Origin of the sequence: Microvirga sp. BSC39 (assembly GCF_000739015.1) — a bacterium.
Taxonomy (GTDB): domain Bacteria; phylum Pseudomonadota; class Alphaproteobacteria; order Rhizobiales; family Beijerinckiaceae; genus Microvirga.
This window is the reverse complement of sequence record NZ_JPUG01000076.1, coordinates 103,982-129,860: the sequence shown is the minus strand read 5'-3', so window position 1 is coordinate 129,860 and position 25,879 is coordinate 103,982. Positions and strand designations below refer to the sequence as shown.

Genomic DNA, 25,879 nt, shown 5'->3' with positions numbered 1-25,879 from the left:
TTTCATCCCATGCGGCGGACCAGGGACACCAGCCGCCGCACCCAGGGATTTTGAGCCGAAGGCTTGAGAAACTCCACCGCTGCGCTCTTCGTCACCTCGGAAAACGTGGGGTAGGGATAAATCAACCCGGCGAGTTGGGAAACCTTCATGCCGCGGCTTATGGCCAGAACCCACGGCATGATCAGCTCGCCCGCATGCGCGCCGGCGATGGAGCAGCCCAGGATTTTGCCCCTTGAGGTGACGACGGCCTTCACGTGCCCTTCGGTTCGTCTCTCCGTGTGGGCCCTATCGTTGTCGGCAAAGGCCCAGCGCAGGATGCGGATCGCCCCATGCTGATCCCGCGCCTGCGCCTCCGTCAGACCCACGGAGGCCAGCTCCGGCGCCGTATACGTCACACGAGGAATGGGCGCCTTCCCGACGCGGACGGGGAGCCGGAACAGGGCATTCCGAATCACCAGGCCCGCATGATGGTTCGCCACATGGGTGAACCGGAGGCCAGCCGCCGCCCCGCCCGCACAATCGCCGATGGCATAGACGCGCCGGTTGGAGGTCCTGAGCCCTTTGTCGACAAGGATACCAGAGGCGTCAGACGCTATGTCGGCAACCTCGAGGCCTATCCCATTCACGACGGGCTTGCGGCCGGTTGCCACGAGGAGATGGCTTCCCTCGATTGTCTCGCCGCTGCTGAGCACGACACCGACGCCCCCCGCTTTCGCCGGTTCGATCCTGTCGATGGAGGCCCCGGTTCTGACGGCGACGCCGTCCGACCGGAGAGCCTGATCGACGACGTGCGCCATCTCGGGATCTTCCTGCGCCAGGAGGCGCTCGCCGGCCTCAAGAATCGTAACCTGCAGGCCTAGAAGCCGGTAGGCCTGAGCGATCTCGACCCCCACGGCGCCCCCGCCGATGACGACGAGATGCTCGGGCTTTTCGGTCAGATCGAAGATGGTCTCGTTGGTTAGATAAGGGACCTGCTCAAGCCCGGGAATCGGCGGGATGGCCGGGCGGGAGCCAGTCGCAATGACGAAGCGGCGGGCCTGGATCACCTGATCCTCGACAACAACCGTATGGCTATCGGTAAACCGGGCTTCGCCCTCGACCACCGACACGCCCAGGGCCCGGTAGCGCTCCACCGAATCCATCGGAGCAATGGCCGCAATGGCGTCCTTCACATGCGCATGGACCTTGGCGAAGTCGACGGTGGGCTCTCCTCCCCCGATCCCGAAATTCCCTGCTTCGCGCATATTGCGGGCGTGAAGAGCCGCAGCGATCAACGCCTTGGAGGGAACGCAGCCCACATTCAGGCAATCGCCGCCCATCCTGTTCTTCTCGATCAGCACCACGGATGCCCCGAGGGAAGCCGCAATGGACGCGACCGACAGCCCGGCGGAGCCGGCGCCGATCACGCACAGATCGGGCTGCAAGACCCGCCTGCCCTCTTGGTCTATCAGCTTCACCATCAGCTCTCGCCCGCTTCGCGACGGCGCCATTGCTTGAGCGCAATCGGGATCAGCGCCAAAATTCCGAGCAGTGCGAGAGCAGCCATCAGCTCGGGCGTCAACAGGCTTTTGACATTGAAGTCGATGGCGCAATCGCCCTGCCCCGAGGCGAGGCACTCGGCACGCTGCCGCTCATGCTTCGCGATGACCCCATCGAGCCCCGATCCCGCAAGGGCAAAGGCGAACGAGGCCGGCAGCATCCCGAGCTGGGTCGCCAGCACGAAGGGCTTCAGGCGCATGCCGAAGAAGGCCGCGGCCAGGTTCGTCAGCCAGAACGGCACCACAGGAATCAGGCGAAGGGAGAGCAGGTAGAGAAAGGATTGCTTCCGGAAGCCTGCCGCAAGCCCCTGGATGCGCGAGCCCGCCCGTTCGAGCAGAGGGCGCCCCAGGGAGGACCGGGCAATGAGGAAGATGTTGGCTGCTCCGAGGGTTGCGGCGAGATTCGCCGTGATGCCCCCGAGCGGCCAGCCGAAGAGATAGCCCCCGATGGCGGTTAGAAAGGCCGAGGCCGGCAGCGAGAGGGTCACGGCCGCCACATAGATCAGGGTGTAGAGCCCAAGCATCGCCGGGCCGTGAGCGGCCACCAGGCCCTGAAGCCAGGCTTGATAGTGCACGAAGGTCTCGAACGTGAGGGAGCGGTGAACGCCCGTTGCGAACACGGCTCCGATCGCCATCAGGACGAGCACCAGAGGTAGCATGCGCCAGAAACGTCCTGCCTGTTTCGGGCTTCCCGGCTTCGGATGTATCTGGGCCACGTGTCCTCCTGAAACCGGTGTGGTATGGAGTGTCCATGCGGTCAAGCCTGCCGGCCCGTCACAGCTTGGTGAGCAGGGGCCGGATTGCCGCACGAAGGCCAAAGCGCCGTTGACTTTGCCCCTCCGTTCCTTCATAAGCCCGCAAGCTGACAGCGCTCTTCTTGGGCGCTGATCGTTTTTTCGAGACAGTTTCGGGGGAAACCCCATCCCAACCAGACGGGCGCGAGCCTTCGAGCACCGCTGCCCCATTCGACCGGAGAAGTGCCGTGAAGAGGACGTATCAACCGAGCAAGCTGGTTCGCAAGCGCCGCCACGGCTTCCGTGCGCGCATGGCGACCAAGGGTGGCCGCAAGGTCATTGCCGCTCGCCGCGCCCATGGCCGCAAGCGCCTGTCGGCGTAAGCAGCTTTAGGACCGCCCGATGCGCGACCATCGCGCAACGTCTAGCCTCGGGCGTCTGACGAAAAGACCTGACTTCGTCGCGGCGGCCTCCGGCCGCCGCTTTCATACCGAGCGGATGACGGTTCAGGCCCGCCTTCGCGAAGGCTCCGGCCTCGGCCTGCGCTTCGGCCTCACGGTCACGAAGCGGGTCGGCCACGCCACCGAGCGCAACCGCATCAAGCGCCGGCTCCGGGCCGCCCTCCCCATGGCAGGTCAGGACTACGCCACCATCGATGCGGATGTCGTCGTCATCGGACGGCGCGATATCCTCTCCGCCGAGTTCGACGTGCTCATCGACGATCTTCGGCGCGCACTGCGGACGGTCACAAAGCCGAAAAGCGCCTCTCCCGCAGAGCGTTCTTCCTCCTCACCTCCCTCCAACGGCGAGCGTCGCGGACATTCCCATGCGTGATGACAATAAAAACCTCATCGTCGCCATCGTGCTGTCGATGGCGGTCCTGCTAGGCTGGCAATACTTCTTTGCGGCACCGGAAGCCGAAAGGCAGCGCCAGGCCGCCCAGCAGCAGCAATCCACGCAGGTCAATCCCAACGCACCCAACCCACCGGCCAGTCCGAGCCAGGCAGGCGGTGCTGCCCCCACGGTACCGGGAACGGTGCCCAGCACCCCGGTGGCACCCTTGGTCGAGACCCGTGAGGCAGCGCTCGCCCGCTCGCCGCGCGTGACCATCGATACTCCGGCCATCGCAGGTTCGATCAACCTCCGCGGCGGCCGCATCGATGACGTGTCGCTCAAGAACTACCGCGAGACGGTCGACCCGCGCAGCCCGAACATCGTGCTGCTTTCCCCCGCCGGAACTCAGAACCCCTATTATGCCGACTTCGGCTGGGTTGGAGCGCAGAACGGCGCCCTGCCGACCGCCGAGACGGTCTGGACTGCCGATCGGACGACGCTGACGCCCTCCACCCCGGTGACGCTCACCTGGGACAACGGCCAGGGACTGATCTTCCGGCGTACGATCTCCGTGGACGAAAAGTCCATGTTCACTGTCAAGAACGCCGTCGAGAACCGCGGCTCCGCGGCGGCGACCCTGCACCCCTACGGTCTCGTCTCCCGGCATGGCAGGCCGACGACTCTCGGCTACTACGTGCTCCACGAGGGCCTGATCGGCGTCCTGGGCGACAAGGGCCTGCAGGAATACACCTACGACGCCATCGCCAAGGAAGATCCGGTTCCCGCCGGCCAGAACACCGTGGGCGAAGTGTGGGACGAGGTGAACGGCGGCTTCGTCGGCATCACCGACAAGTATTGGGCCGCGGCGGTCATCCCGGATCAGGCGCAGCCCTATCAGGGCTCCTTCACCATGCGCCAGGGCCCGACGGGCCAGATCTACCAGGCCAACATGCTCGGCACGGCGCAGACGCTCCAGCCCGGCGCCACCACGGAGGTGACGCAGCGCCTCTTCGCAGGCGCCAAGGAGGTTGCGACCGTCGACCAGTATCACGAGGCGTTCAGCATCAAGAACTTCGATCTCCTGATCGATTGGGGCTGGTTCTACTTCATCACCAAGCCGCTCTTTAAGGTGCTCGACTTCTTCTTCCGCCTGTTCGGCAATTTCGGCGTCGCGATCCTGATCGTCACCGTGCTGCTGAAGATCCTGTTCTTCCCGCTCGCCAACAAGTCCTACGCCTCCATGGCGAAGATGAAGGCGGTGCAGCCGGAGATGACGTCGATCCGCGAGCGCTATGCGGACGACAAGATGAAGCAGCAGCAGGCGCTGATGGAGCTCTACCGGAAGGAAAAGATCAATCCGGTCGCGGGCTGCTGGCCGGTGCTGATCCAGATCCCGGTGTTCTTCGCGCTCTACAAGGTGCTCTTCGTAACCATCGAAATGCGCCATGCGCCGTTCTTCGGCTGGATCCGCGACCTTGCGGCCCCGGATCCGACGTCGATCTTCAACCTGTTCGGCCTGCTGCCCTACAACCCCGGCGCGGTGCCGGTGCTGGGTCCGTTCCTGATGCTCGGCGTGTGGCCGATCCTCATGGGCATCACCATGTGGCTGCAGATGAAGATGAATCCGGAGCCGCCGGATCCGGTCCAGAAGCAGGTTTTCGCCTGGATGCCGGTGATCTTCACCTTCATGCTGGGCTCCTTCCCGGCCGGCCTCGTGATCTACTGGGCCTGGAACAACCTGCTCTCCGTGTCGCAGCAGGCCTTCATCATGCGCAAGAACGGCGTGAAGATCGAGTTATGGGACAACCTGCGCAAGACCTTCAGCCGCAAGGCCAGCCCCGCCAAGGGCTGAACGGTGCCAGATTGAAACGCGATCATCCCCGGGCCTCGTCCCGGGGATTTTCTTTTGCCGATGATGAGCGCCGCCGTTTCTTCGAAGCGTCACACATCTATATCAATCATTGAAGCAATGCGGTGACGGACAATGAGCGCCTCAAAGGGAAGATCGAAGCAGGACCCGATATCGGACGCACCCCGCGAGATCGAGCTGAAGCTGGAACTCGCCTCCGGCGCGGCCGAGGACCTGCTCGCGCATCCTCTCCTCAACGAAGCACGTCCGCTTTCCAAGCAGAGCGGACAGCTTCATGCGACCTACTTTGACACTGACGATCAGGCCCTGCACCGCGAGGGCATCAGCCTGCGCATCCGCCGCCGGAAGGGGAAGGCCATCCAGACCATCAAAGCCGAAGGGCCGCACAAGGGCATCGCCATGGATCGCGGCGAGTGGGAGACGCCCGTCGATGGAAAACTCGACCTGTCCGCCGCGGCCGGAACCCCTCTCGAGAAGCTGATTGCGGACGAGGCCCTGCGGACGGGAATCAAGCCGGCCTTCACTGTCGAAACCGACCGGAAGGCTTTCGAGGCCAAATTCGACGGCGCCGTGATCGAGGTGGCTCTCGATCGAGCCAAAGCCTCCGGTGGGGACAAAACGGCCTCCTTCTCGGAAATCGAGCTGGAGCTGCGGCAGGGCCATGCCGGCGCCCTGTTTGCCCTCGCCCGCCGCTTGGGCGAGGCGGCTCCCTTGAGGCTTTCGACGGCGGCGAAATCCGAGCGGGGCTACCGCCTCCTGGAGGAGGGAACCGTTCGCCCCTTCCGTTCGGAGAAGATCAAGCTGGCAAAGGACGCAACCTGCGCCCAGGCCTTCCAGGTCATCGCCCGGTCCTGCCTTGCCCAGATGGTGCAGAACGAAGCCTTGGTACGGCTCACGCAGGAGCCCGCAGCCCTGCACCAGATGCGCGTGGGCCTGCGGCGCCTGAGGGCTGCCATTTCCCTGTTCAGGACCCAGCTGCTGACGGATCCTGAAAGCGCCGAAATCCGCGACAATCTCCGTTGGGCCGGGCAGACGCTGGGCGCCGCCAGGGACCTCGACGTGTTCATCGGGCGGCTGCGCTCCATGGATGATGCCATGCCCGACCCATCTCAGATGGAGGAAATCGAGCGACGCCGGACGGAAGCCTATAGGGACCTGCTTGAGACCCTCGAATCCCATCGCTTCATGGATGTGATCCTGCAGACGGCTGCCTGGATCGAGGCGGGGGCCTGGACAACATCAGGCAAGGGTCGGAAGTCCGCCCAGGAACGCCCTGCGCGGGATTTCGCCTCGGCCGAGTTTTCGCGCCGCTTCAAGCGCATTCGCAAGCTTGCAAAGCACCTGCGGGACATCGGTGACGAGGAGCGCCACGAATTGCGCATTCGCATCAAGAAGCTGCGCTACGGCACCGAGTTCTTCGGTTCGCTCTTCACCTCCGGTAAGGCGCAGAAGCGTCGCAAGACGTTTTCCTCCCTTCTGGAGGAGCTTCAGGAAAACCTGGGCGACCTGAACGATCTCGCGGTCGGCGGCTCCCTTGCCATGTACCTCCCCGAAGTTTCACCCAAGCGTTTGGAGCGGCAGCGGAAAAAGCTTCTCGACAAGAGCGAGGCCTCCTTGAGCGCGCTCTCAAAGGCCGATCCCTTCTGGCTCTAAGCACGCGAGCTTTAAGGGAAATCGGCGAGGTGCCTTGAAGAATGCGTTCCAAGCGCCGATAAGAGCCCCATGACCGATACAAGCCCCCCGAACCAGGACATCGATCCCTTCCTCGAGATCGGCCGCAAGCTCTTTGCCGGCGAGGCGGATTTCATCTGGGCCGCCAACGCCCTGAACAACCTGCCGCCCATGAGCAAGGTGGAGATCGCCTTCGCCGGGCGCTCCAACGTGGGCAAATCCAGCCTGGTGAATGCGCTCACCGGGCGCAACACGCTGGCCCGCACGTCCCACACCCCGGGCCGCACCCAGCAGCTCAATTTCTTCAATATCAACGACCGCTTCCACCTCGTCGACATGCCCGGCTACGGCTTTGCTGCCGTTGAGAAGCAGAAGGTGCAGGCCTGGACGCAGCTGATCCACGACTACCTGCGCGGTCGGGCGAGCCTTGCCCGCGTCTATGTGCTGATCGACGCCCGCCACGGCATCAAGCCGGTGGACGAGGCGGTGCTGGAAACCCTCGGCACGGCGGCCGTCTCCTATCAGGTCGTGCTGACCAAGGCGGACGAGCTGAAGCCGGGCGAACTCGACAAGCGTATGGATGACACTCTGAAGAAGATCGAGAAGCGGGCGGCCGCCTTCCCGGAGATCATGCCCACGTCCAGCCGCACCGGCTTCGGCATCCCCGAACTGCGTGCCGGAATCGCCAAGCTCCTGAGCGAGCGGGGAGCGGGATGACGCTTGCCACCCGGATCCTGATCGTCCTGGCTTCCCTGTCGGGCCTCCTCGGCGTCGGCCTTTCGGCCGCTGCGGCCCATGTAACGGGAGGCAATCTCACCACGGCCGCACAGTTCCTGCTCTTCCACGCCCCTGCCCTGCTGGGTCTTGTGGCCCTGATTGCCGCCGGGGCCGTGAGCCCGATGCTGGGTCAGATCGCCGGCTACGTGCTGGTGCTCGGGCTGGTCCTGTTCTGCGGCGACCTCTCCCGCCGCGCTTTCTCAGGCGTCGCGCTGTTCCCGAGGGCAGCGCCTGCCGGGGGCATCTTTCTCATGATCGGATGGTTGCTGGTGGCCATCTCTGCCCTTCTTCGCGTGAGAGCCTGAAGTCCCTGTTTGCAGCAGCGCCGCTTGAGGGAGGGAGCATCGGATTGATCCCAAAAGTGCATTCCACTTTTGGGTCCGATGCTCTAGAAGGCAGGCCGTCCGATCCCGATGACCGCGCCGGAGCCGTCCATGTCCGATCCGTCCACCCCCCTTCCCGACGTCCACGTGCAGGCCGAGGTGCTTGTGCAGGCCCTGCCGCACATGCAGCGCTATGACCAGCAGGTGGTGGTGATCAAGTATGGCGGCCATGCCATGGGGGACCGGGCGGCCGCCGAGGATTTTGCCGAGGACGTGGTTCTCCTCGAGCAGTCGGGCATCAAGCCAGTGGTCGTCCATGGCGGCGGCCCGCAGATCGGCAGGATGCTCGAGAAACTCGGCATCAAGTCCGAGTTCAAGGGCGGGCTTCGGGTCACGGATGCGGCCACCGTCGAGGTGGTCGAGATGGTGCTCGCCGGCTCCATCAACAAGCAGATCGTCGGCTGGATCGGCGCCGAGGGCGGCAAGGCCGTGGGCCTGTCCGGCAAGGACGGCAACATGGTCATGGCCCGCAAGGTCACCCGCACAGCCGTCGATCCTGAATCCAACATCGAGAAGGTGGTGGATCTGGGCTTCGTGGGCGAGCCGGAGCATGTGAACCGGGAGGTTCTGGACCAGGTGCTCCAGGCCGAGCTGATCCCTGTTCTCGCCCCTGTGGCAACGGGTCAGGACGGCCAGACCTACAACGTCAATGCCGACACCTTTGCCGGTGCCATCGCCGGTGCCCTGACGGCCAAGCGCCTCCTCCTGCTCACCGACGTTCCGGGCGTTCTCGACAAGAACAAGAACCTCATCCCCGAGATGACCATCGAGGATTGCCGCCGCCTGATCGCCGACGGCACCATCACGGACGGCATGATCCCGAAGATCGAGACCTGCATCTATGCCCTGGAGAAGGGCGTGGAGGCCGTGGTCATCCTCGACGGCAAGGTGCCCCATGCGGTGCTGCTGGAGCTGTTCACCGACCACGGCGCCGGCACGCTGATCCGCCGCGGCTAACGCTCGACCCTTTCCGAAGCAGCGAAGAACGCCTATATTTCTGGCAGTGGGGCCGCACGGCCCCATTGTCGTCTTTGGAATCCATGAACGCCAAACCAGCCGTCGAAAGCCACCTGTCCTCCGCCGACTCCCGCCCCTTCGCGCATGTGGAGACGTGGGTTTTCGACCTGGACAACACCCTCTATCCGCACACCTCGCGGGTCTGGCCGCAGATCGACCAGCGGATCACGCTTTACATCACCGAGCTCTTCGGGCTCGACGGGCTGTCGGCGCAGGCGCTGCAGAAGTTTTTTTATCACAAATACGGCACGACCCTGAAGGCGCTGGTCGATGAATACAACATCGATCCGCACGACTTCCTCGACTTCGCCCATGACATCGACCACACGGATATCGAGCTGAACCACAGCCTGGGCGAGGCGATCGAGCAGCTGCCCGGCCGCAAGCTCATCCTCACCAACGGCTCGCGCAAGCATGCGGAGAACGTGGCGAGGAAGATCGGCATCCTCGACCATTTCGAGGATGTGTTCGACATCGCTGCCTCCAACTTCGTGCCAAAGCCGGACCGGCGCGCCTATGAACTATTTCTCGACCGGCACGGGGTGGAGCCGTCCCGCTCGGCCATGTTTGAGGACATCGCCAAGAACCTGACCGTGCCGCATGAGCTCGGCATGACCACGACCCTGATCGTGCCGAAGACCCTCGACCCCTTCCGGGAAAGCTTCGAGCAGGAAGCGGTCAAGACGCCGGATATCGACTACATCACCAACGACCTGGCGGAGTTCCTGCGCGCCTATGCGTTGCCGGCAAAATCCAAGTCATAGCTCCCCAACAAAAATGGCCTCCGAAAGGAGGCCATTTTCGCTTCAAGAGCATGAAAGGCTTACGCAGCCTGCGTGTTGATCTTGCTCTCGGCAATCCGGTTGAGCTTCTGGTCGGTCGCCTTTTCCTGATCGAGGATCTGGTGCAGGACGCCGGCGCAGTCTTCGCGGCCGAGCTGCTTGGCCCAGGCCACGAGGGTGCCGTAGCGGGTGATCTCGTAGTGTTCCACGGCCTGAGCGGCGGCGAGAAGCGCGGCGTCGAGAACCTGCGGATCGTCGATTTCGCCAGCGATGTCCTGCGCTTCGCTGATGATGCCGTCGATGGCCGGGCAGGTCACGCCCTTGGGATCATGGCCGTGCATGCGGAAGACCTGCTCGACCATCTGGATCTGCTGCTGGGTTTCGCCGAGATGGGTCTGGAAAGCCTGCTTCAGCTGCGGATCGGTCACCTGTTCCATCATCTGCGGCAGCGCCTTCGTGATCTGCTGCTCGGCGTAGTAGATATCCTGCAGGGTATGGATGAAGAGGTCATCCAACGACTTGATGTCCTTCGACAAAAGGCCCATAGCGCAATCCTTCCCGAGTTTTGAGACATGCCGGCATGCGAGCGCCATCATTCGCTCGGCGCATCGTGCAGCTTGGGGAGAACGTCGCGGGCGGAAGGCGGTTCCTAATCGACCGCCCGAAGATTGCGGCCCTGAAGGCGCAGGAGCTCGGCCCGGGCTTCGGCCTCCCCCTCGTCGAACTCGAGAGCCTCGATCCTCTCGCCGCGCTTCACGATCTTGTCGGTCGACACCCGGATCTGGGACACGTCGTCCTGTGCCTGCCGGAAATGGGCGTCGAGCTTCGCCACGCGCGAGTCGAGCCGCTCCACGTCTTCGAGAAGCTTCTGCACCTCGATCTGGATTACCCGCGCCTCCTCCCGGATGCGGGCATCGCGAACGAGCGCCTGCATGACCTGGATGGCGAGCGTCAGAAGAGACGGCGAGACGATGACGATGCGGGCGCGATGGGCCTTCTGCACCACCTCGTCGAAATGCTCGGCGAGATCGGCATAGATCGACTCCGCCGGCACGAACAGCATGGCGATGTCCTGGGTCTCGCCGGGAATCAGGTACTTTTCCGCAATGTCCTTCACATGGACGAGCATGTCGCTGCGGACCTTCGCGGCGGCACGGGCGCGGGCCTCGTCGCCCTTGGCCTCCCGGAACAGGGTGAAGCCTTCCAGCGGGAACTTGGCATCGATCACGAGCCCGCGCTCGTCGCCCGGCAGGCGCACGAGGCAGTCCGGGCGCGTGCGGTTGGAGAGCGTCGCCTGGAACTCGAACGCGCCCACGGGCAGCCCGTCGCGAACGATTGCCTCCATGCGCCCCTGGCCGTAGGCGCCGCGGGTTTGCTTGTTCGACAGGATGTCCTTGAGCCCGACGATCTCGCCGGTGAGGTTCGTCAGATTCTGCTGCGCCGCGTCGATGACCGCGAGGCGCTCGTTCAGCTTCGACAGATTTTCGGATTGGAAGCGCGTGGAGGATTCCAGCCCCTGGCCGACCCGGTGCTGCAGCCCGTCGATCCGCTCCGAGATCATGCGCACGAAGTCGCTCTGGCGGGATCCGAACACCTCCGCCATGGTCCGCATCCGGCCGGTCATCTCGGATTGGATCCGGGTGAGCTCCGCCACCTTGTCGTCCATCTCCCGCGCCCGCTCGTCCGCGATCAGCGCTTCCATCGCCCGATCCCGGCGGGTCCGCAGGAGCAGCACGGTCACGAGGAGCAGGAGAAAGACGCTGAAACCCGCCATCCCCAGGACGATCTGCCCCCAGGTCAGGGAGGTTTGGCCGAGGATCAGGACGACGTCGTTCATAAAGGTCAAGGTTCCGGTTGACGGCTGCATCCGAACACAAGTGCCTCGTGCGGAAAAGTGGATTCCGCTTTTCCGCGAAAACGATGCACTCATGAATGATAGGCATCGGATCAGCCCCAAAAGCGGACCCACTTTTGGGTCCGATGCCTGAGACGAACGATTTGACCATCCTGCCCCAAGCGCTTATCTCCCGCGATCATGACCATCAGACCTCTCGTCATCATTCCCGATTCCAAGCTCCGCCTGGTTTCCGAGCCCGTTAAGGAAATCACGAGCGAGATCCGCCAGTTGGCGGACGACATGCTGGAAACCATGTACGACGCCCCCGGCGTCGGGCTTGCCGCCATCCAGATCGGCGTGCCGGTCCGCATGGTGACCATGGACGTGTCGAAAACCGAGGACGAGCGCCAGCCGATGGTGCTCATCAACCCAGAGATCGTCTGGGCCTCGGAGGAGAAGCGGGTCTATGAGGAGGGCTGCCTGTCGATCCCTGAATATTACGAGGAGGTCGAGCGGCCGGACCGGGTGCGCTTCCGCTACATGGACCTGAAGGGCGAAACCATCGAGCAGGACGCCGACGGCTTGCTTGCCACCTGCGTCCAGCACGAGATCGACCACCTCAACGGGGTCCTGTTCATCGACTACCTGTCGAAGCTCAAGCGGGACCGGGTGGTGACCAAGTTCAAGAAGGCGGCCCGGCGCGAGGCCGGCGCATGAGCCTGCGCGTCGTCTTCATGGGCACGCCGGATTTCGCCGTGCCGACACTGTCCGAGATCGTGGGCCAAGGCCACGAGGTGGTGGCCGTCTATACCCGCCCGCCGGCCGCCGCCGGGCGGGGCATGGAGCTGAAGCCGTCTCCGGTTCACACCATGGCGGACCGGTTCGGGATCCCCGTGTTCACGCCGAAGACGCTGCGCACCGACGAGGCCGCAGAGATCTTCCGCAGCCATGACGCCGATGTGGCCGTGGTGGTGGCCTATGGCATGCTGCTGCCCAAGGCCATTCTCGACGCGCCGGAGCTCGGCTGCCTCAACCTCCACGCCTCCCTGCTCCCCCGCTGGCGCGGCGCAGCGCCGATCCAGCGGGCTGTCATGGCCGGTGACCGGGAAACCGGCGTCGCCGTCATGAAGATGGAAGAGGGCCTCGATACGGGCCCCCTTGCCATGGTCGAGAGGGTGACGATCGAGCCCGACATGAATGCGGGCGAGCTTCACGACAGGCTGATGGTGCTCGGCGCCGACCTCATGGTGCGGGCGCTCGCCGCCCTCTCCCGCGGGGGCCTAGGCTTCACGCCTCAACCTGAAGAGGGCGTCACTTACGCCCATAAGCTCAAGAACGAAGACGCTCTGATCGACTGGTCGAAGCCAGCTCAGGCGGTGCATGACCATATCCGCGGGCTGTCGCCCTTCCCGGGAGCCTACTTCACGGCCGATTTCGGCAAGGGACCAGAGCGGGTGAAGGTGCTGCGCGCGGCTTTGGGAAGAGGTTCAGGTTTCCCCGGGACAATGCTGGACAATAATGGTATAATATCCTGTGGCGACGGGGCTGTCCGTCTGATCCAGGTTCAGAGAGCCGGCAAAGGCCCCGTGGCTTTCGAGGAATTCCTGCGCGGCGTGAGGCTTGGTCCGGGCGCCCGCTTTGGGTGAGGCCCCCTATGACGATCCGTCTGAAGGAATCCGCAGACTGGCAGGCGATCTATGCGATCTATGTCGCGGCCTTCGGACAATCGGCGGAAGCCGATCTCGTTCGGAACATGCAGAATGATGGAGACCTCATCCTCTCCCTGATTGCCTATAACGATCAACCTGCGGGGCACATCGCCTATTCTCATCTGGTGCTGCACGAAGCCTCAGCCATAAAAGACTGTGTGCTGGCGCCGCTTGCGGTCGCTCCCGTGTTTCAGAAGCAGGGGATCGCGGCGGCTCTTGTCCGGCACAGCCTGTAGCATCTGACCGACAATGGATACGACTTGGTCGTGGTTCTTGGAGAACCGCACTATTACGGTCGCTTCGGCTTCGATCCGAAGCTGGCGGAAAAGCTGAAAACGCCTTATGACGGGCCCTATCTCCAGGCCCTTGCGCTTTCCGATCACGGGGAAGGCGCCCACGGCCCTGTATCTTATGCCAGGGCCTTTGCAGAACTGAACTAGACATGCCTCGTTACAAGCTTGTCGTCGAGTACGACGGCGCGCCATTCACCGGGTGGCAGCATCAGGCGAACGGCCTCTCGGTGCAGCAGGCGGTCGAGGATGCCATTGCGCGCTTCACCGGCAGCCCTGTGCGCATCCACTGCGCCGGCCGCACCGATTCGGGCGTTCACGCGACCCACCAAGTCGTGCATGTGGACCTGGAGAAGGAGTGGCGGCCGGACACCGTGCGCGATGCCACCAATTCCCACCTGAGGCCTGCGCCTGTCGCGATCCTGTCGGCGCAGATCGTGCCCGAGGCATTCAACGCCCGCATCTCCGCCGTGAAGCGCCACTACGTCTATCGCATCCTCAACCGACGCGCGCCGCCAGCCCTTGAGGCGACCCGGGTCTGGCACGTGGCGTGGACGCTCGATGCGGATGTGATGCACGAGGCCGCGCAGACGCTCGTCGGGCGGCACGACTTCACCACGTTCCGGGCGGCCGAATGCCAGGCCAACAGCCCGATCCGCACCCTCGACCGACTCGACGTGGAGCGGATCGGCGACGAGATCCGCATCTACGCCTCCGCCCGCTCGTTCCTGCACCATCAGGTGCGCTCGATGACGGGAACGCTGGAGCGGGCCGGCGCCGGGCGCTGGTCGGTGGAGGATGTGCGGGCGGCCTTGGAAGCGCAGGACCGCAAGCGCTGCGGCCCGATGGCTCCGCCGACAGGCCTCTACCTGATCGGCGTCGACTACCCGGAGCTAGCCTAGAAGGCCCCGCATCGCCGTGCTGACGAAGGCATTGAGCACGATGCCGAGCACGACGATGCCCAGGGCCGGTAGGCTCGAGAGGCCCAGCGTCGATTTGGTGGCGAACCATTGCAGCCGGACGATGATGATCGCAAAGGCGAGGCTGAAGAGGCTGGCGAGACCGGGAGGCGCCCAGCCCAGGAGCATGAGCATGGCCGGAACCGAGAGCACCATCATGCCGATGACGGAGATCCAGTTCGTGACGATCACGAAGGGCACATAGGCCTTCTCGAGGCGGAGCCAGCGGGCAATCCAGATCATGGCGACCGGCAGGGCGAGGAAGCCCGCCACATGGCCGAGGGCCACGACGAGATCGAGCCAGACATTGTCCAGCAGCGAGCGGTCGGGCTGGAGCAGGCCGAGGCGCAGGCGCTCGAAGGCCAAGGAGACCACATAGGCGGGAAGGGTCAACCACAGCGCCGTGAAGGAGCGCCAGAAACCGCGCTCGCTCATGTCGAAGGATTTCAGGCCCTCTGCCCGGCTGTTGAGCAAGTCGAGGGTTCCCCTGAACGAGCGATTGACCTCATCCGCCGTGACGATCATGAGCAGCCTCATCAATGAAGACGATTGCTCACGTGAATGGGCGGGCGTCCCAAAACGTTCCGTTCAATTTCCGACTTTAGTCTAAATAGCCAGGCTTGGGCTTTCAGGATGCGGCGGCAAAGTAGGCGTCGAGCACCTTGCGGTAAATCCCTGTCAGACGGTCCAGATCGGCCACCGGCACCCGCTCGTCGATCTGGTGCATGGTCTGTCCGACGAGGCCGAACTCCACCACCGGGCAGTCCTTCACAATGAAGCGAGCATCCGACGTGCCGCCCGTGGTGGAGAGCTTGGGCTGGAAACCGGTCTCGGCCTCGATGGCATCGGCGATGAAGCCCACGAAGGCATTCGGCGGCGTCAGGAAGGCCACCGCGTTGGTCGGGTCCATGGTGAGGCGGTAGCGCACCGTGTTGCCGGCAGCCTCGCGCAGGCGGCGGTCGATCTCCTCCTCCAGGCTTTGTGGCGTCCAGAGATCGTTGAAGCGGATGTTGAAAGTGGCCCGCGCCTCGGCCGGGATGACGTTGGAGGCAGGATTTCCCACATCGACCGTGGTGACCTCCAGGTTCGATGCGTCGAAATGCTCCGTGCCCTGATCGAGCGGTTCGCTCAGGAGCCCGGAGAGCAGGCGCAGCATGCCGGGGATCGGGTTTTCCGCCAGATGCGGATAGGCCACATGCCCCTGCTTGCCCTCCACGACGACCCGGCCCGTGAGCGAGCCGCGCCGGCCGATCTTGATCATGTCGCCGAGCCGGTTCGGGTTGGTGGGCTCGCCCAGGATGCAATGATCGAAGCGTTCGCCGCGACCCTTCGCCCATTCGAGCAGCTTGACCGTGCCGTTGATGGCCGGCCCCTCCTCGTCTCCCGTGATGAGAAAGCCGATGGAGCCCTTGAACCCGGGAGTGTTGCGGATGAAGTCGAGCGCCGCCGCCATCATGCAGGCGATCCCGCCCTTCATGTCGACTGCGCCACGCCCGTAGAGCTCACCGCCCTGGATCTCGCCGCTGAACGGGTCATGGCTCCAGCGGCTCGAATCGCCGGGCGGGACCACATCGGTGTGGCCGGCAAAGAGCAGGTAAGGATCGCCCGAGCCGTAACGGGCATAGAGGTTCTCGACATCCGGCGTGCCCGGCTCGGAGAAGACCGGACGGTGCACCGCGAACCCCGCCTCCTTCAGCACGCCCTCGATGAAGGCCAGCGCTCCGCCCTCCTCGGGCGTCACGGAGGGGCAGCGCAGGAGAGATTGAGCGAGGGAGAGGGGTGAATGGTCCATCGGATCAGTCGCGCAGCAGCTCGTTGATTCCGGTCTTCGCCCGCGTCTGCGCATCGACCCGCTTCACGATGACGGCGCAGTAGAGGGACGGACCGGGAGAGCCGTCCGGCAGCGGCTTTCCGGGGAGCGAGCCAGGAACGACCACCGAATAGGGCGGCACGCGGCCGACGAAGATCTCGCCGGTGTTGCGGTCGATGATCTTGGTGGAGGCCGACAGGAACACGCCCATGGAGAGCACCGAGCCCTCACCGACCACCACGCCTTCCACCACCTCGGAGCGGGCGCCGATGAAGCAGTTGTCCTCGATGATGGTGGGGTTGGCCTGGAGCGGCTCCAGCACGCCGCCGATGCCGACGCCGCCGGAGAGGTGCACGTTCTTGCCGATCTGGGCGCAGGAACCCACTGTCGCCCAGGTGTCGACCATGGTGTTCTCGTCCACGTAGGCGCCGAGATTGACGAAGGAGGGCATCAGCACCACGCCGGGCGCGATGTAGGCGCCGCGGCGCACGGTGCAGTTCGGCACGGCCCGGAAGCCCGCGGCGCGGAAGCGGTTCTCGCCCCAGCCGGCGAACTTGGACGGCACCTTGTCCCACCAGGTCGCCTCACCCGGCCCGCCGCCGATGACCTCCATGTCGTTGAGGCGGAAGGAGAGCAGCACGGCCTTCTTCAGCCATTGATGCACCTGCCACTCGCCGCCGGCTACCTTCTCAGCCACACGGGCCTTGCCGTGATCGAGAAGGCGCAGGGCTTCTTCCACCGCCTCCCGCACGGCTCCTGTTGTGGAGGCGCTGACATTGGCCCGGTCCTCCCAGGCGGCATCGATCGTTTGGGCGAGGTCGGTGGTGGACATGAGCAGCTCGGAGCAAGGGTTTCGTTGCCGTCTGATTAGCAACGGGGCTCGGGCCTGTCACCTGATCTATGATGTGGACACCGGGTGAAAGCCTGGCATAGGGTCCGGTCTGCACCCGTTCCGCCCACAGCTTCGGACCTGAGCTCCCGCCGTATGATCCCTGTCCGCGATATGCGCAGCGTTCTCTACGCCACGGCGATCCTGTTCGCCGTTGCCGTGATCGGGATCAGGGGGGCGTTCCTGTGGCTTGAATACCGCAGCGCCTTGAACCGCGCCGAGGCCGCCACGCAGGATCTTGCTCTCCTGATGGAGGAGTATGCACGGCGGACCCTCGAGACGAGCGACCTGATCCTCAACGACATCATTGCCTATGTGCGCCTGAGAGGCGGGGTCGATGCCTTGAGCGAGACGACCGACGCCAGCCAGTACCTTGCCGGGCTGACGCAGAGATCCTCCGCCAGCGATCTGTTCCTGATCATCGACCATGATGGCAAAGCGGTTGGCGTATCCATCCCGCAGCTGGGGGAAGCGGTGAGCTTTGCGGACCGGTCCTGGTTCAAGGCACACCGAGCCGGGGCTGAAAGCTTTGTCGGCGGCGCCATCGTCGGTCGGCTCACCAAGGAAATCCTCTATACCTATTCCCGACGCATTCCCGATCTGAACGGCGACTTCGACGGGGTCGCGCAGGTGGCCCTGCGCCCGGCTTTCCTGCAGGAGATTTCGCGACCCTACATCGAGGACGACAACGTCATTCTCGGTCTCTGGGGGCGAGATGGGCGCGTCATTGCCCGCACGGGGCTCACCCCGAACCAGACGGACACGGGCGTCAGCCACACGGCGCTCTTCAACGAGATGGAGGGACAGCGCAGCGGAACCTACCGCGCCAACGACATGGGCGACGGCATCGAGAGGATCATCTCCTTTCGCCGGCTGGACCGCTGGCCTGTCACCGTCACGGCCAGCGTTCCGGTCGCAACGGCCTTGGCGGCCTGGACGACCGGCTTCTACTGGAGCGCCGGGATCACGGCCATCGTGCTGATCGCGCTCTGCTGGCTCACCTGGATCGGGGTGCGGCTCAGCCATCAGACGGAAAACACGCAGAAAGAATTGCAGCAGGCGAACGAGAGCCTCGGCAAGGCGCTTTCCGACAAGGTCATGCTGCTGCAGGAAATCCACCATCGGGTGAAGAACAACCTGCAGGTCACATCGAGCCTGCTGCAGATGCAGGCCCGCCGGTTCTCGGATCCGGGGGTGAAGTCGGCGTTCCAGGAAACGCAGGATCGACTGCGTTCCATCGGGCTGATCCATGACATCCTCTATCGCAAGGATACGGGTGGCACGATCAATCTCCAGGACTATCTCGGGCGTCTCATTCCCGAGCTGTCCGCCACCTACGGGGCGGTCGCCCGTGGGATCATCGTCGACCTCGAGGCCGAACCGATCGTCATCGACCTCGACCGGGGCGCTCCCCTGGCGCTTGCCATCACTGAGGCGATTTCCAATGCGTTCAAGCATGCCTTTGGACCGGGCGAAGGCGGCCGCATTCTCGTCTCCGCACGGCGGATCGACGGCCGGATCGAAATCATCGTGCGCGATACCGGCAAGGGCGTGTCGGGCGCACCCGAAAACGACTCGTCCCTCGGCATGAAGCTCATCCGATCCTTCGCTCAGCAGCTCGGAGGCCAGTTCAGTCTCACGGCCGAGGGCGGCACGGTGTTCCGGCTCGACATTCCGGCATAAACTCCGCCGTCATGGCCGGACTTGATCCGGCCATCCACGTCTTAAGAGATTCTGCCGGAAGAAGACGTGGATCCCCGGGACAAGCCCGGGGATGACGAAAAGGGATGGATTTTTACTAGAACGAGGTGCGCTGGCGGATCGCCGCCGACAGGGTGCCCTCGTCGAGATAATCGAGTTCGCCGCCGACGGGCACGCCGTGGGCAAGCTTCGTCACCTTCACGGGCAGATGCGCGAGCAGCTCGGTGATGTAGTGGGCCGTGGTCTGCCCATCGACCGTGGCGTTGAGCGCCAGGATCACTTCCGTTACGCCGGGCTCCGACACGCGGGCGACGAGGCGCTCCAGGTTCAGGTGCTCGGGACGCACGCCATCGAGCGGCGAGAGCACGCCGCCGAGCACGTGGTACTTGGCGCTGACGGCACCCGAGCGCTCCAGCGCCCAGAGATCGGACACGTCCTCCACCACGACGAGAATCGAAGGATCGCGCTTGGCATCGCGGCAGATGGTGCAGGGCTCCGACGTATCGACATTGCCGCAGGACGAGCACACGACGATGCGTTCGTTGGCGATGCGCATGGCATCGCTCAACGGGTTGAGCAGCGTCTCGCGCTTCTTGATGAGATGGAGCGCCGCGCGCCGCGCCGAGCGGGGACCTAACCCCGGCAGACGGGCAAGCAACTGGATCAGGCGCTCGATCTCAGGACCGGCAACGTGTTGGGCCATTCAGGTTCTCTTTTGCTAATGTCGCATCGCCCGATGCGAAGAACCGGTATCCACTTCTTCGCGCGATGCTCCGCTCAGAACAGCTTCAAGCCAGGGGGCAGAGGCAGGCCCTTGGTGATGCTTTCCATGCGCTCCTGCGCGGCGCGTTCCGCCTTGCCGCGCGCGTCGTTCATGGCGGCCACGACGAGGTCCTCCAGAATCTCCTTCTCGTCCGGGTTCATGAGCGAGGGATCGATGTTGATCGACTTGAGATTGCCCTTGCCGGTCACCTTCACGGTCACGACGCCGCCGCCGGCCGTGCCGTCGACTTCGAGAGTGTCGAGCTCGGCCTGGGCGTCCTGCAGCTTCTGCTGCATCGCCTGAGCCTGCTTCATCAGTCCCATGATGTCCTTCATGACCGCATCCTTGTTTTAAAACAGATCGTCGTCTTCTTCCGTCTCGTGGGCCGCCGCCGCATCCTCTTCGCCGAGGATCTCGGTTTCCGCGTCCTCGCCTGCTTTCTCGGACCGCTCGATGACGTTCACGATCTGCGCGCCGGGGAACTTGGAGAGCACGGCCTGAACGAGAGGATGGTTGGCCGCCCCCTCCTTGCGCTCGCGTTCGGCCGCGACCGCCTTTTCGTGCAGGGTCGGGGCGCCTTCCTCGGAGGAGAGCGCCACCATCCAGCGCTCACCGGTCCATTGCTGGAGAGCGCGGGTGAGATCGTTGGCGATGGTGCGGCTACCGGTCTCGGTGAGGCTGAGCTCGATGCGGCCTTCCTCGAAGCGCACGAGGCGCACGTCGCGCTCCAGCGCCGCCTTGAGCACAATCTCGCGCTTCTCGCCGGCGAGCGCCACTACGTCCTCGAATCGGCGCAGGCGCATGGTCGGCTCTGCCTGCGGGACTTGAGGGCGCGGCTGCGGCTGGGCTTGCGAGGTCGCGAGCGCCATGGTGCCGGAGGTGGCGGGGCCGGACGGCCGCGACGGCGCGGGAGCCGGACCGCCTGCGGGCAGCGGAGCGCCATCCTTCAGGGCGCGCAGGGCCTCATCGGGCGTCGGCAGATCGGCCGCATAGGCCAGGCGCACGAGCACCATTTCGGCTGCGGCAATCGGGCGGTTGGATGCCTGAACCTCGAGGATGCCCTTGAGCAGGATCTGCCAGGCGCGGGACAGGGTCCTGACCGAGAGCTTCCCGGCATAGTCCATGCCGCGGGTGCGCTCGATCTCGGAAAGGGCGGGATCCTTGGCGGCTTCCGCGATCAGCTTGAGGCGGGTGACGATGTGCGAGAAGGCCGCGAGATCGGACAGGATCACGGCCGGGTCCGCACCGGCATCGTATTGCGAGCGCAAGCCTGCGAAGGCCGCCGGCACGTCGCCGCGCATCACGGCCTCGAAGAGATCGATGACCTGGCTGCGGTCGGCGAGCCCCAGCATGTCGCGCACGGTGTCGGGCGTGACCACGCCGGCCCCATGGGCGATGGCCTGATCCATCAGCGACAGGGAATCGCGCGCCGAGCCTTCCGCCGCACGGGCGATGGCTGCGAGCGCCTCCTGGTCGGCCTTCACGCCCTCGGCGTCGCAGATGCGGCCGAGATGACCCACGAGCTTGTCGGCCTCGATGCGGCGCAGGTCGAAGCGCTGGCAGCGGGACAGGATCGTGACAGGCACTTTACGGATTTCCGTGGTGGCGAAGATGAACTTCGCGTGCGGCGGCGGCTCCTCAAGCGTCTTCAGGAAGGCGTTGAACGCCTTCTCCGACAGCATGTGGACCTCGTCGATGATATAGACCTTGTAGCGGGCCGAGACGGGCGAATAGCGGATGCCGTCGATGATCTGGCGCACGTCGTCGATGCCGGTGTGCGACGCCGCGTCCATCTCCAGCACGTCCACGTGCCGCGATTCCATGATGGCTTCGCAATGGACGCCGAGTTCCGGCATGTGAATGGTGGGAGCGCCGGAGCCGTCGGACCGCTGGTAGTTCAGGCCGCGGGCCAGGATGCGGGCCGTGGTGGTCTTGCCGACGCCACGAACGCCCGTGAGCATCCAGGCCTGGGGAATGCGGCCCGTCTCGAAGGCGTTCGAGAGGGTGCGGACCATGGCCTCCTGGCCGATCAGGTCGTCGAAGGTGCGCGGGCGATATTTGCGGGCAAGAACGCGGTAGGGCGAGGCCGGGGCTGCTTGAGCAGGCGCGGGCGCGGCGGGAAAGCCCGGCAGGGCCGGCTCGTCGTTCAGGGGCGTGCCGGCTGTGGGATCGTCCATCGACTGCAAGGCTTTGGAGAAACTTTTAGGTGGGAGGCTGGACGAAGACCCGTTCGGTCTCGTTAGGGCTGCTTCCTTCCGGACCTGACCCGGTTGGCGAGTGAGACGTCCCTCGCCAACCTCCCACCGGCTATATGAGGGCATCGAACCCGAAACGCAAGTTGGAAACGAGCCACCTGTCCGGTCATCCCCGCTCTCCACTGGCGACCGGGCAGGACACTGAGGAACACTGGCTGACAGGATGCCGCGGGCTCGGTTACATAGCCTCATGACATTCCAGCTCGATTCCCGGCTCGAAGCCGACACGATCCCGGTCGGCGACCTCGCCCTCTCCTCGGTTCTGCTGCTGAACGACGCACGCTTTCCCTGGTTCGTCCTGGTGCCCCGCATCGAGGGGTTAAGCGAACTGACGGACCTGTCCGAGGAGCAATCCACCCAGCTGATGCAGGAGATCCGCATCGCCACGGGGGTGATGCTGGAGCTCTCGAAACCCGACAAGGTGAATGTGGGCGCGCTCGGCAACATCGTCTCGCAGCTCCATGTTCATGTGATCGGGCGCTTCCGCTCCGATCCGGCCTGGCCCGGTCCCGTCTGGGGCCACGGCACCCGGACCCCCTACCCTCCTCATGCGGCCTCTGCCCTGATCGAGCGCGCCGCCACTCTTTTCGCGGCGGCCTGACCCAGGATCGATTCATGACCCGACCCATCGCCTACATCACGAACCCGCTCGTCCGCCACAGCGCGGAGCGGGACCCGGAAGCGATCGCCAACGCCGTGGCCAATCCCTGGACCGCCATGGTCGTCCTAGCCGGGGACCTCCCCATCCTGCAGACCGGAGAGCCGGGAACGAGCCTCCTGCCGGCCACGATCCTGGGGCGCCTTCCGGACCATCAGGAGCAGATTTTCCTCGGCACCCTGAACGACCGTCCGGTGGTGGCGACCCTGGCGGCGCCCGAGGCGGCGGAGCTGTTCCAGGACGATCCGGTCCTCACTGCCGTCGACCTGCGATCCATCGCGGTGCGCGGTCTGGTGCCGGAAGAAGAGCTCGGGATGCTCGCCATGGCGAAGTCCCTGCTCGACTGGCACCGGCGTCACCGCTTCTGCGCCAATTGCGGCACCCCGACGCAAGCAGCCCAGGCAGGCTTTCGCCGCGACTGCGCCAATTGCAGCGCCCAGCATTTTCCCCGCACCGATCCGGTGGTGATCATGCTGGTGACCCGCGGCGACCGGTGCCTGATGGGCCGCCAGCCGCGCTTTCCGGAGAAGATGTATTCCTGCCTGGCGGGCTTCCTGGAGCCGGGCGAGACCATCGAGGACGCGGTGCGCCGGGAAACCTTCGAGGAGGCCGGCATCCGGGTGGGCGCGGTGCGCTACCGCGCCTCCCAGCCCTGGCCCTTCCCGTCGAACGTCATGATCGGCTGCATCGGGGAAGCGCTCACGGACGACATCGCCTTCGACGGCGAGGAGCTGGAGGACGCCCGCTGGTTCACCAAGGACGACGTCCGGCGCATGCTGGAGGGCAGCCACGAGGAATTCCTGGCGCCGGCCCCGATCGCCATCGCGAACCACCTCATCCGGGAATGGGTGAAGGAGTAGAGGGCTCCTCGTTCGAGAGCGTCATCCCGGACGGCGGAGCCGATCCGGGATCGTTTTCAGGCTGGAGCGCCGGAACCTCGCCGGTGTCATCCCCGCGCAGACGGGGATCCATAAACACGACGTTCTAGGGAAGGCGGGCAGCGTTACGCTTCATCCTGCCTCGTCAGCGGTTATGGATCCCGGGCTCGGCTGCGCCGCCCCGGGATGACAGCGTTCTATTTTGAGGACGATCCCGGATCGGCTCCGCCGTCCGGGATGACGGCGGTGAGGATGAGGTTGTAGGGGTGCATAGCGGGTGTCATTCCCGGCCGGAGCGCAGCGGAGGGGAAGGGAATCCATGGCGACAGCACGTGCCAGTGGTCCCCTTCCCGGCCTCGCGGCCGCCGGGGTGACAAGCTGGTGGAGCGGGCTCATCCCTGCAGGGTCAAATCGAACCGGTAGGCGACCTCGGTGACCATCTGACCGCGCAGGTCGAAGGACTGCTCGGGCCCCGCCGTGCCGCCCAGGGTTTCGTAGAAGCGGCGGGCGGACAGGTTGTCTCTCAGGACCCACAGGCCGACCGAACGAAGGCCATGAGCGGAGAGATGATCGAACACACCGGCCATGAGCCTGCGGCCGATGCCCTGCCGCTTCACCCTGTCGAGCAGGTAGATGGCGAAGATTTCGGCCTCGGTCGCGAGCAGCTCGGCACCCTTGCCGCGGATCGGCCCGCCTCGGATGAAGCCGACGATCTCGCCGCCATCGGCTTCAGCCACGAGAAGCTTGGCCCTGGGCTCCGGCTCGGCCAGGGCCCTCTGCCATAGCTGCACCCGCTCCTCGACGGAGAGACCCGCCAGGGCCTCGGGTGAGAGGAAGTCCTTGTAGGTCTCGCGCCAGCCCTGAACGTGGACCCTGGCGATGCCCTCCACATCGGCCTCAGCGGCGTCGCGGATGCGGATCGTCACTCCGCCGCTTCCCTGATCTTCTCTCGGAACGGATCGGCCGGGTAGACGCCGAGGATGCGCAGCTCGCGGGAGAAGAACTCCAGCTCCTCGAGCGCCCGCTTGAGGTTCGCATCCTCCGGGTGGCCGTCAACCTCGGCGTAGAACTGCGTCGCCAGGAACTCGCCTTCGAGCATATAGCTCTCCAGCTTCGACATGTTGATGCCGTTGGTGGCAAATCCGCCGAGCGCCTTGTAGAGGGCTGCCGGCAGGTTACGGACGCGGAACACGAAGGACGTGACCGTGGGGCCGTTGTTGGCGGGAGCCCATTGCGGCGTCTTGGACAGGATGACGAACCGGGTGGTGTTGTGCGCCTCGTCCTCGACGTTCTCGGCCAGGATCTTCAGGCCGTAGATGTCGGCCGCCATGCGGGGCGACAGCGACGCCCGGGTCGGGTCCTTCCATTCCGCCACCTCGCGCGCCGAACCTGCGGTGTCGCCGGCCACATGGGCTTTCAAGCCCAGCTTGCGAATGATCTTGCGGCACTGGCCCAGGGCATGGACGTGGCTGTAGACATCCTTGACGGTGCCGAGATTGGCCTCAGGGATGGCCATCAGATGAAAATGGATCGGCAGGAAATGCTCGCCGACGATGTGCAGCCCCGAGGTCGGCAGCAGATGGTGGATGTCGGCCACGCGACCGGCGATCGAGTTCTCGATCGGGATCATGGCGAGGCTCGCCGGCCCCTCGTTCACGGCAGCGAAAGCGTCCTCGAAGGTCGGGCATGGCAGCGCCTCCCAGTCGGGACGGGCTTGCGCGCAGGCAGTGTGGGAATTGGCGCCCAGCTCGCCCTGGAACGAAATCAACTTGCTCATGCTGTCCTCCGAGCTGCGATCATGTCGCGCGCCCTTTCCAGATCGTGAGGGGTATCGACACCCAGCGGCACATCGTCGACGACAACGGCATCGATGCGCATGCCGGCTTCCAGCGCGCGCAACTGCTCCAGCTTCTCGCGCAATTCGAGGGGTGACGGCTGTAGGCCGACGAACCGCTGCAGCGCTCTGCGCCGATAAGCGTAGAGGCCGATGTGATGATAGAGCGGCCCGTCCCCGTAAGGTGCGGTCGCTCGGGTGAAGTAGAGTGCGCGGAACCGCCCCTGGGAGAGCTGGCTTCCCACCATCTTCACCACGTTGGGATTGGTCTCCTCCTCCTCGCGCCGGATGACGGCCACGAGGGTCGCCAGATCCACTTCCGCATCGGAGAGCGGAGTGATCGAGGCCGCGATAGCCCGGGGATCGACCGTCGGCAGGTCACCCTGGACGTTCACTACCACGTCGTGCCGCCCCTCCGGGTCGAGCTTTTCCATAGCCTCGAAGATGCGGTCGGAGCCGGAGGCATGGTCCGCCCGTGTCATGACCGCCTGACCGCCCGCCCGTGCCACGGCCTCGGCGATCTCGGGTGCGTCGGTGGCCACCGCCACCGGCCCGATCCCGGCCTCCATCGCCCGGCGCCACACATGAACGATCATGGGCTCGCCGGTGATGTCGGCGAGCGGCTTGTTGGGCAGGCGCGTTGCGGCCAGACGGGCCGGGATGAGGACGAGAGGGTCGGACATGGGGCGA

Annotated in this window: 29 protein-coding genes and 1 other RNA gene; 16 read left to right on the top strand and 14 right to left on the bottom strand. The window is 64.9% G+C overall.

Going from position 1 to position 25,879, the window contains the following annotated elements:
• Positions 1-2: 2 nt before the first annotated feature.
• Both MA07_RS21700 and MA07_RS21695 read right to left on the bottom strand, forming a co-directional pair.
• Positions 3-1,460, bottom strand: coding sequence for an FAD-dependent oxidoreductase (locus MA07_RS21700; RefSeq protein ID WP_052003416.1), 1,458 nt, complete (start codon positions 1,458-1,460; stop codon positions 3-5).
• Complete coding sequence (locus MA07_RS21695; RefSeq protein WP_160195472.1) at positions 1,460-2,254, bottom strand: TVP38/TMEM64 family protein; 795 nt, start codon at positions 2,252-2,254, stop codon at positions 1,460-1,462. Before MA07_RS21695 ends, MA07_RS21700 begins: the two co-directional genes overlap by 1 nt.
• A gap of 266 nt (positions 2,255-2,520) precedes the next feature.
• Between MA07_RS21695 and rpmH the strand changes: the two genes are divergently transcribed.
• The 8 genes from rpmH to MA07_RS21655 all read left to right on the top strand — a co-directional run bounded on the left by rpmH (position 2,521) and on the right by MA07_RS21655 (position 9,588).
• Positions 2,521-2,655, top strand: a complete 135-nt coding sequence (gene rpmH / locus MA07_RS21690) for a 50S ribosomal protein L34 (RefSeq protein ID WP_027314822.1) — start codon at positions 2,521-2,523, stop codon at positions 2,653-2,655.
• 19 nt (positions 2,656-2,674) lie between these two features.
• On the top strand, positions 2,675-3,106 hold the full coding sequence (gene rnpA / locus MA07_RS21685) for a ribonuclease P protein component (RefSeq protein WP_036356694.1): 432 nt from the start codon (positions 2,675-2,677) through the stop codon (positions 3,104-3,106).
• Positions 3,099-4,958, top strand: coding sequence for a membrane protein insertase YidC (gene yidC / locus MA07_RS21680; RefSeq protein WP_036356691.1), 1,860 nt, complete (start codon positions 3,099-3,101; stop codon positions 4,956-4,958). The genes rnpA and yidC overlap by 8 nt, the downstream gene beginning before the upstream one ends.
• Before the next feature lie 132 nt (positions 4,959-5,090).
• On the top strand, positions 5,091-6,629 hold the full coding sequence (locus tag MA07_RS21675) for a CHAD domain-containing protein (protein ID WP_052003414.1): 1,539 nt from the start codon (positions 5,091-5,093) through the stop codon (positions 6,627-6,629).
• 69 nt (positions 6,630-6,698) lie between these two features.
• Positions 6,699-7,364 carry a ribosome biogenesis GTP-binding protein YihA/YsxC gene (yihA, locus tag MA07_RS21670; RefSeq protein WP_036356688.1) on the top strand — a complete coding sequence of 222 codons (666 nt, stop codon included), beginning with the start codon at positions 6,699-6,701 and terminating at the stop codon, positions 7,362-7,364.
• Positions 7,361-7,729, top strand: coding sequence for a DUF423 domain-containing protein (locus MA07_RS21665; protein ID WP_036356684.1), 369 nt, complete (start codon positions 7,361-7,363; stop codon positions 7,727-7,729). Before yihA ends, MA07_RS21665 begins: the two co-directional genes overlap by 4 nt.
• Positions 7,730-7,858: 129 nt before the next feature.
• Positions 7,859-8,764, top strand: a complete 906-nt coding sequence (argB, locus tag MA07_RS21660) for an acetylglutamate kinase (RefSeq protein ID WP_036357015.1) — start codon at positions 7,859-7,861, stop codon at positions 8,762-8,764.
• Positions 8,765-8,847: 83 nt separating this feature from the next.
• Complete coding sequence (locus tag MA07_RS21655) at positions 8,848-9,588, top strand: pyrimidine 5'-nucleotidase (protein WP_036356681.1); 741 nt, start codon at positions 8,848-8,850, stop codon at positions 9,586-9,588.
• Positions 9,589-9,647: 59 nt separating this feature from the next.
• Here MA07_RS21655 and MA07_RS21650 read toward each other — a convergent pair whose 3' ends face one another.
• Both MA07_RS21650 and rmuC read right to left on the bottom strand, forming a co-directional pair.
• A complete protein-coding gene (locus MA07_RS21650; RefSeq protein WP_036356678.1) occupies positions 9,648-10,151 on the bottom strand; it encodes a ferritin-like domain-containing protein in 504 nt (167 codons plus the stop codon).
• A 104-nt stretch (positions 10,152-10,255) separates the two neighbouring features.
• Positions 10,256-11,443, bottom strand: coding sequence for a DNA recombination protein RmuC (rmuC, locus tag MA07_RS21645; RefSeq protein WP_036357011.1), 1,188 nt, complete (start codon positions 11,441-11,443; stop codon positions 10,256-10,258).
• A gap of 198 nt (positions 11,444-11,641) precedes the next feature.
• On the opposite strand from rmuC, the gene def reads away from it, so the two are divergent.
• The 5 genes from def to truA are packed head-to-tail and all read left to right on the top strand — an operon-like array spanning position 11,642 to position 14,344.
• Complete coding sequence (gene def, locus MA07_RS21640) at positions 11,642-12,160, top strand: peptide deformylase (RefSeq protein ID WP_036356675.1); 519 nt, start codon at positions 11,642-11,644, stop codon at positions 12,158-12,160.
• Positions 12,157-13,089, top strand: coding sequence for a methionyl-tRNA formyltransferase (fmt, locus tag MA07_RS21635; protein WP_036356672.1), 933 nt, complete (start codon positions 12,157-12,159; stop codon positions 13,087-13,089). The genes def and fmt overlap by 4 nt, the downstream gene beginning before the upstream one ends.
• Positions 13,090-13,097: 8 nt before the next feature.
• The gene (locus MA07_RS28050; RefSeq protein ID WP_052003413.1) at positions 13,098-13,388 is read left to right on the top strand and encodes a GNAT family N-acetyltransferase; all 291 of its coding nucleotides are present in this window, start codon (positions 13,098-13,100) and stop codon (positions 13,386-13,388) included.
• 24 nt (positions 13,389-13,412) lie between these two features.
• Positions 13,413-13,592 carry a hypothetical protein gene (locus MA07_RS28045; RefSeq protein ID WP_052003412.1) on the top strand — a complete coding sequence of 60 codons (180 nt, stop codon included), beginning with the start codon at positions 13,413-13,415 and terminating at the stop codon, positions 13,590-13,592.
• A gap of 2 nt (positions 13,593-13,594) precedes the next feature.
• Entirely contained in the window at positions 13,595-14,344 is a 750-nt protein-coding gene (gene truA, locus MA07_RS21625; RefSeq protein ID WP_036356670.1) for a tRNA pseudouridine(38-40) synthase TruA, read from the top strand.
• On the opposite strand, the gene MA07_RS21620 is transcribed toward truA, so the two are convergent.
• The 3 genes from MA07_RS21620 to dapD all read right to left on the bottom strand — a co-directional run bounded on the left by MA07_RS21620 (position 14,336) and on the right by dapD (position 17,043).
• A complete protein-coding gene (locus MA07_RS21620; protein WP_052003411.1) occupies positions 14,336-14,926 on the bottom strand; it encodes a hypothetical protein in 591 nt (196 codons plus the stop codon). The two genes, truA and MA07_RS21620, sit on opposite strands and share 9 nt — an antisense overlap.
• 103 nt (positions 14,927-15,029) lie before the next feature.
• A complete protein-coding gene (gene dapE / locus MA07_RS21615) occupies positions 15,030-16,193 on the bottom strand; it encodes a succinyl-diaminopimelate desuccinylase (protein WP_036356667.1) in 1,164 nt (387 codons plus the stop codon).
• A gap of 4 nt (positions 16,194-16,197) precedes the next feature.
• Positions 16,198-17,043, bottom strand: a complete 846-nt coding sequence (dapD, locus tag MA07_RS21610; protein WP_036356664.1) for a 2,3,4,5-tetrahydropyridine-2,6-dicarboxylate N-succinyltransferase — start codon at positions 17,041-17,043, stop codon at positions 16,198-16,200.
• A 153-nt stretch (positions 17,044-17,196) separates the two neighbouring features.
• On the opposite strand from dapD, the gene MA07_RS21605 reads away from it, so the two are divergent.
• Positions 17,197-18,783, top strand: coding sequence for a histidine kinase dimerization/phosphoacceptor domain -containing protein (locus tag MA07_RS21605; RefSeq protein WP_036356662.1), 1,587 nt, complete (start codon positions 17,197-17,199; stop codon positions 18,781-18,783).
• 115 nt (positions 18,784-18,898) lie between these two features.
• Here the strand turns inward: MA07_RS21605 and recR are convergent, their stop codons facing one another.
• The 4 genes from recR to ffs all read right to left on the bottom strand — a co-directional run bounded on the left by recR (position 18,899) and on the right by ffs (position 21,867).
• The gene (gene recR / locus MA07_RS21600) at positions 18,899-19,504 is read right to left on the bottom strand and encodes a recombination mediator RecR (protein WP_036356660.1); all 606 of its coding nucleotides are present in this window, start codon (positions 19,502-19,504) and stop codon (positions 18,899-18,901) included.
• Between the two features lie 74 nt (positions 19,505-19,578).
• Entirely contained in the window at positions 19,579-19,899 is a 321-nt protein-coding gene (locus tag MA07_RS21595; protein WP_036356656.1) for a YbaB/EbfC family nucleoid-associated protein, read from the bottom strand.
• Positions 19,900-19,914: 15 nt separating this feature from the next.
• Positions 19,915-21,741 (bottom strand): DNA polymerase III subunit gamma/tau, encoded by a 1,827-nt coding sequence (locus MA07_RS21590; RefSeq protein ID WP_036356653.1) that lies wholly within the window; start codon positions 21,739-21,741, stop codon positions 19,915-19,917.
• Positions 21,742-21,768: 27 nt separating this feature from the next.
• Positions 21,769-21,867: signal recognition particle sRNA small type (ffs, locus tag MA07_RS29205), an RNA gene on the bottom strand.
• Positions 21,868-22,009: 142 nt separating this feature from the next.
• On the opposite strand from ffs, the gene MA07_RS21585 reads away from it, so the two are divergent.
• The gene (locus tag MA07_RS21585; protein ID WP_036356649.1) at positions 22,010-22,420 is read left to right on the top strand and encodes an HIT family protein; all 411 of its coding nucleotides are present in this window, start codon (positions 22,010-22,012) and stop codon (positions 22,418-22,420) included.
• 14 nt (positions 22,421-22,434) lie between these two features.
• The gene (nudC, locus tag MA07_RS21580; protein ID WP_036356646.1) at positions 22,435-23,337 is read left to right on the top strand and encodes an NAD(+) diphosphatase; all 903 of its coding nucleotides are present in this window, start codon (positions 22,435-22,437) and stop codon (positions 23,335-23,337) included.
• Positions 23,338-23,747: 410 nt separating this feature from the next.
• Here nudC and MA07_RS21575 read toward each other — a convergent pair whose 3' ends face one another.
• From MA07_RS21575 to MA07_RS21565, 3 genes are read right to left on the bottom strand one after another with little or no spacing between them, the layout of a single operon-like run.
• The gene (locus MA07_RS21575) at positions 23,748-24,281 is read right to left on the bottom strand and encodes a GNAT family N-acetyltransferase (RefSeq protein ID WP_052003410.1); all 534 of its coding nucleotides are present in this window, start codon (positions 24,279-24,281) and stop codon (positions 23,748-23,750) included.
• Positions 24,278-25,132, bottom strand: coding sequence for a prephenate dehydratase (locus MA07_RS21570; RefSeq protein ID WP_036356642.1), 855 nt, complete (start codon positions 25,130-25,132; stop codon positions 24,278-24,280). The genes MA07_RS21575 and MA07_RS21570 overlap by 4 nt, the downstream gene beginning before the upstream one ends.
• Positions 25,129-25,872 carry a 3-deoxy-manno-octulosonate cytidylyltransferase gene (locus MA07_RS21565; RefSeq protein WP_036356639.1) on the bottom strand — a complete coding sequence of 248 codons (744 nt, stop codon included), beginning with the start codon at positions 25,870-25,872 and terminating at the stop codon, positions 25,129-25,131. The genes MA07_RS21570 and MA07_RS21565 overlap by 4 nt, the downstream gene beginning before the upstream one ends.
• Positions 25,873-25,879 lie beyond the last annotated feature (7 nt).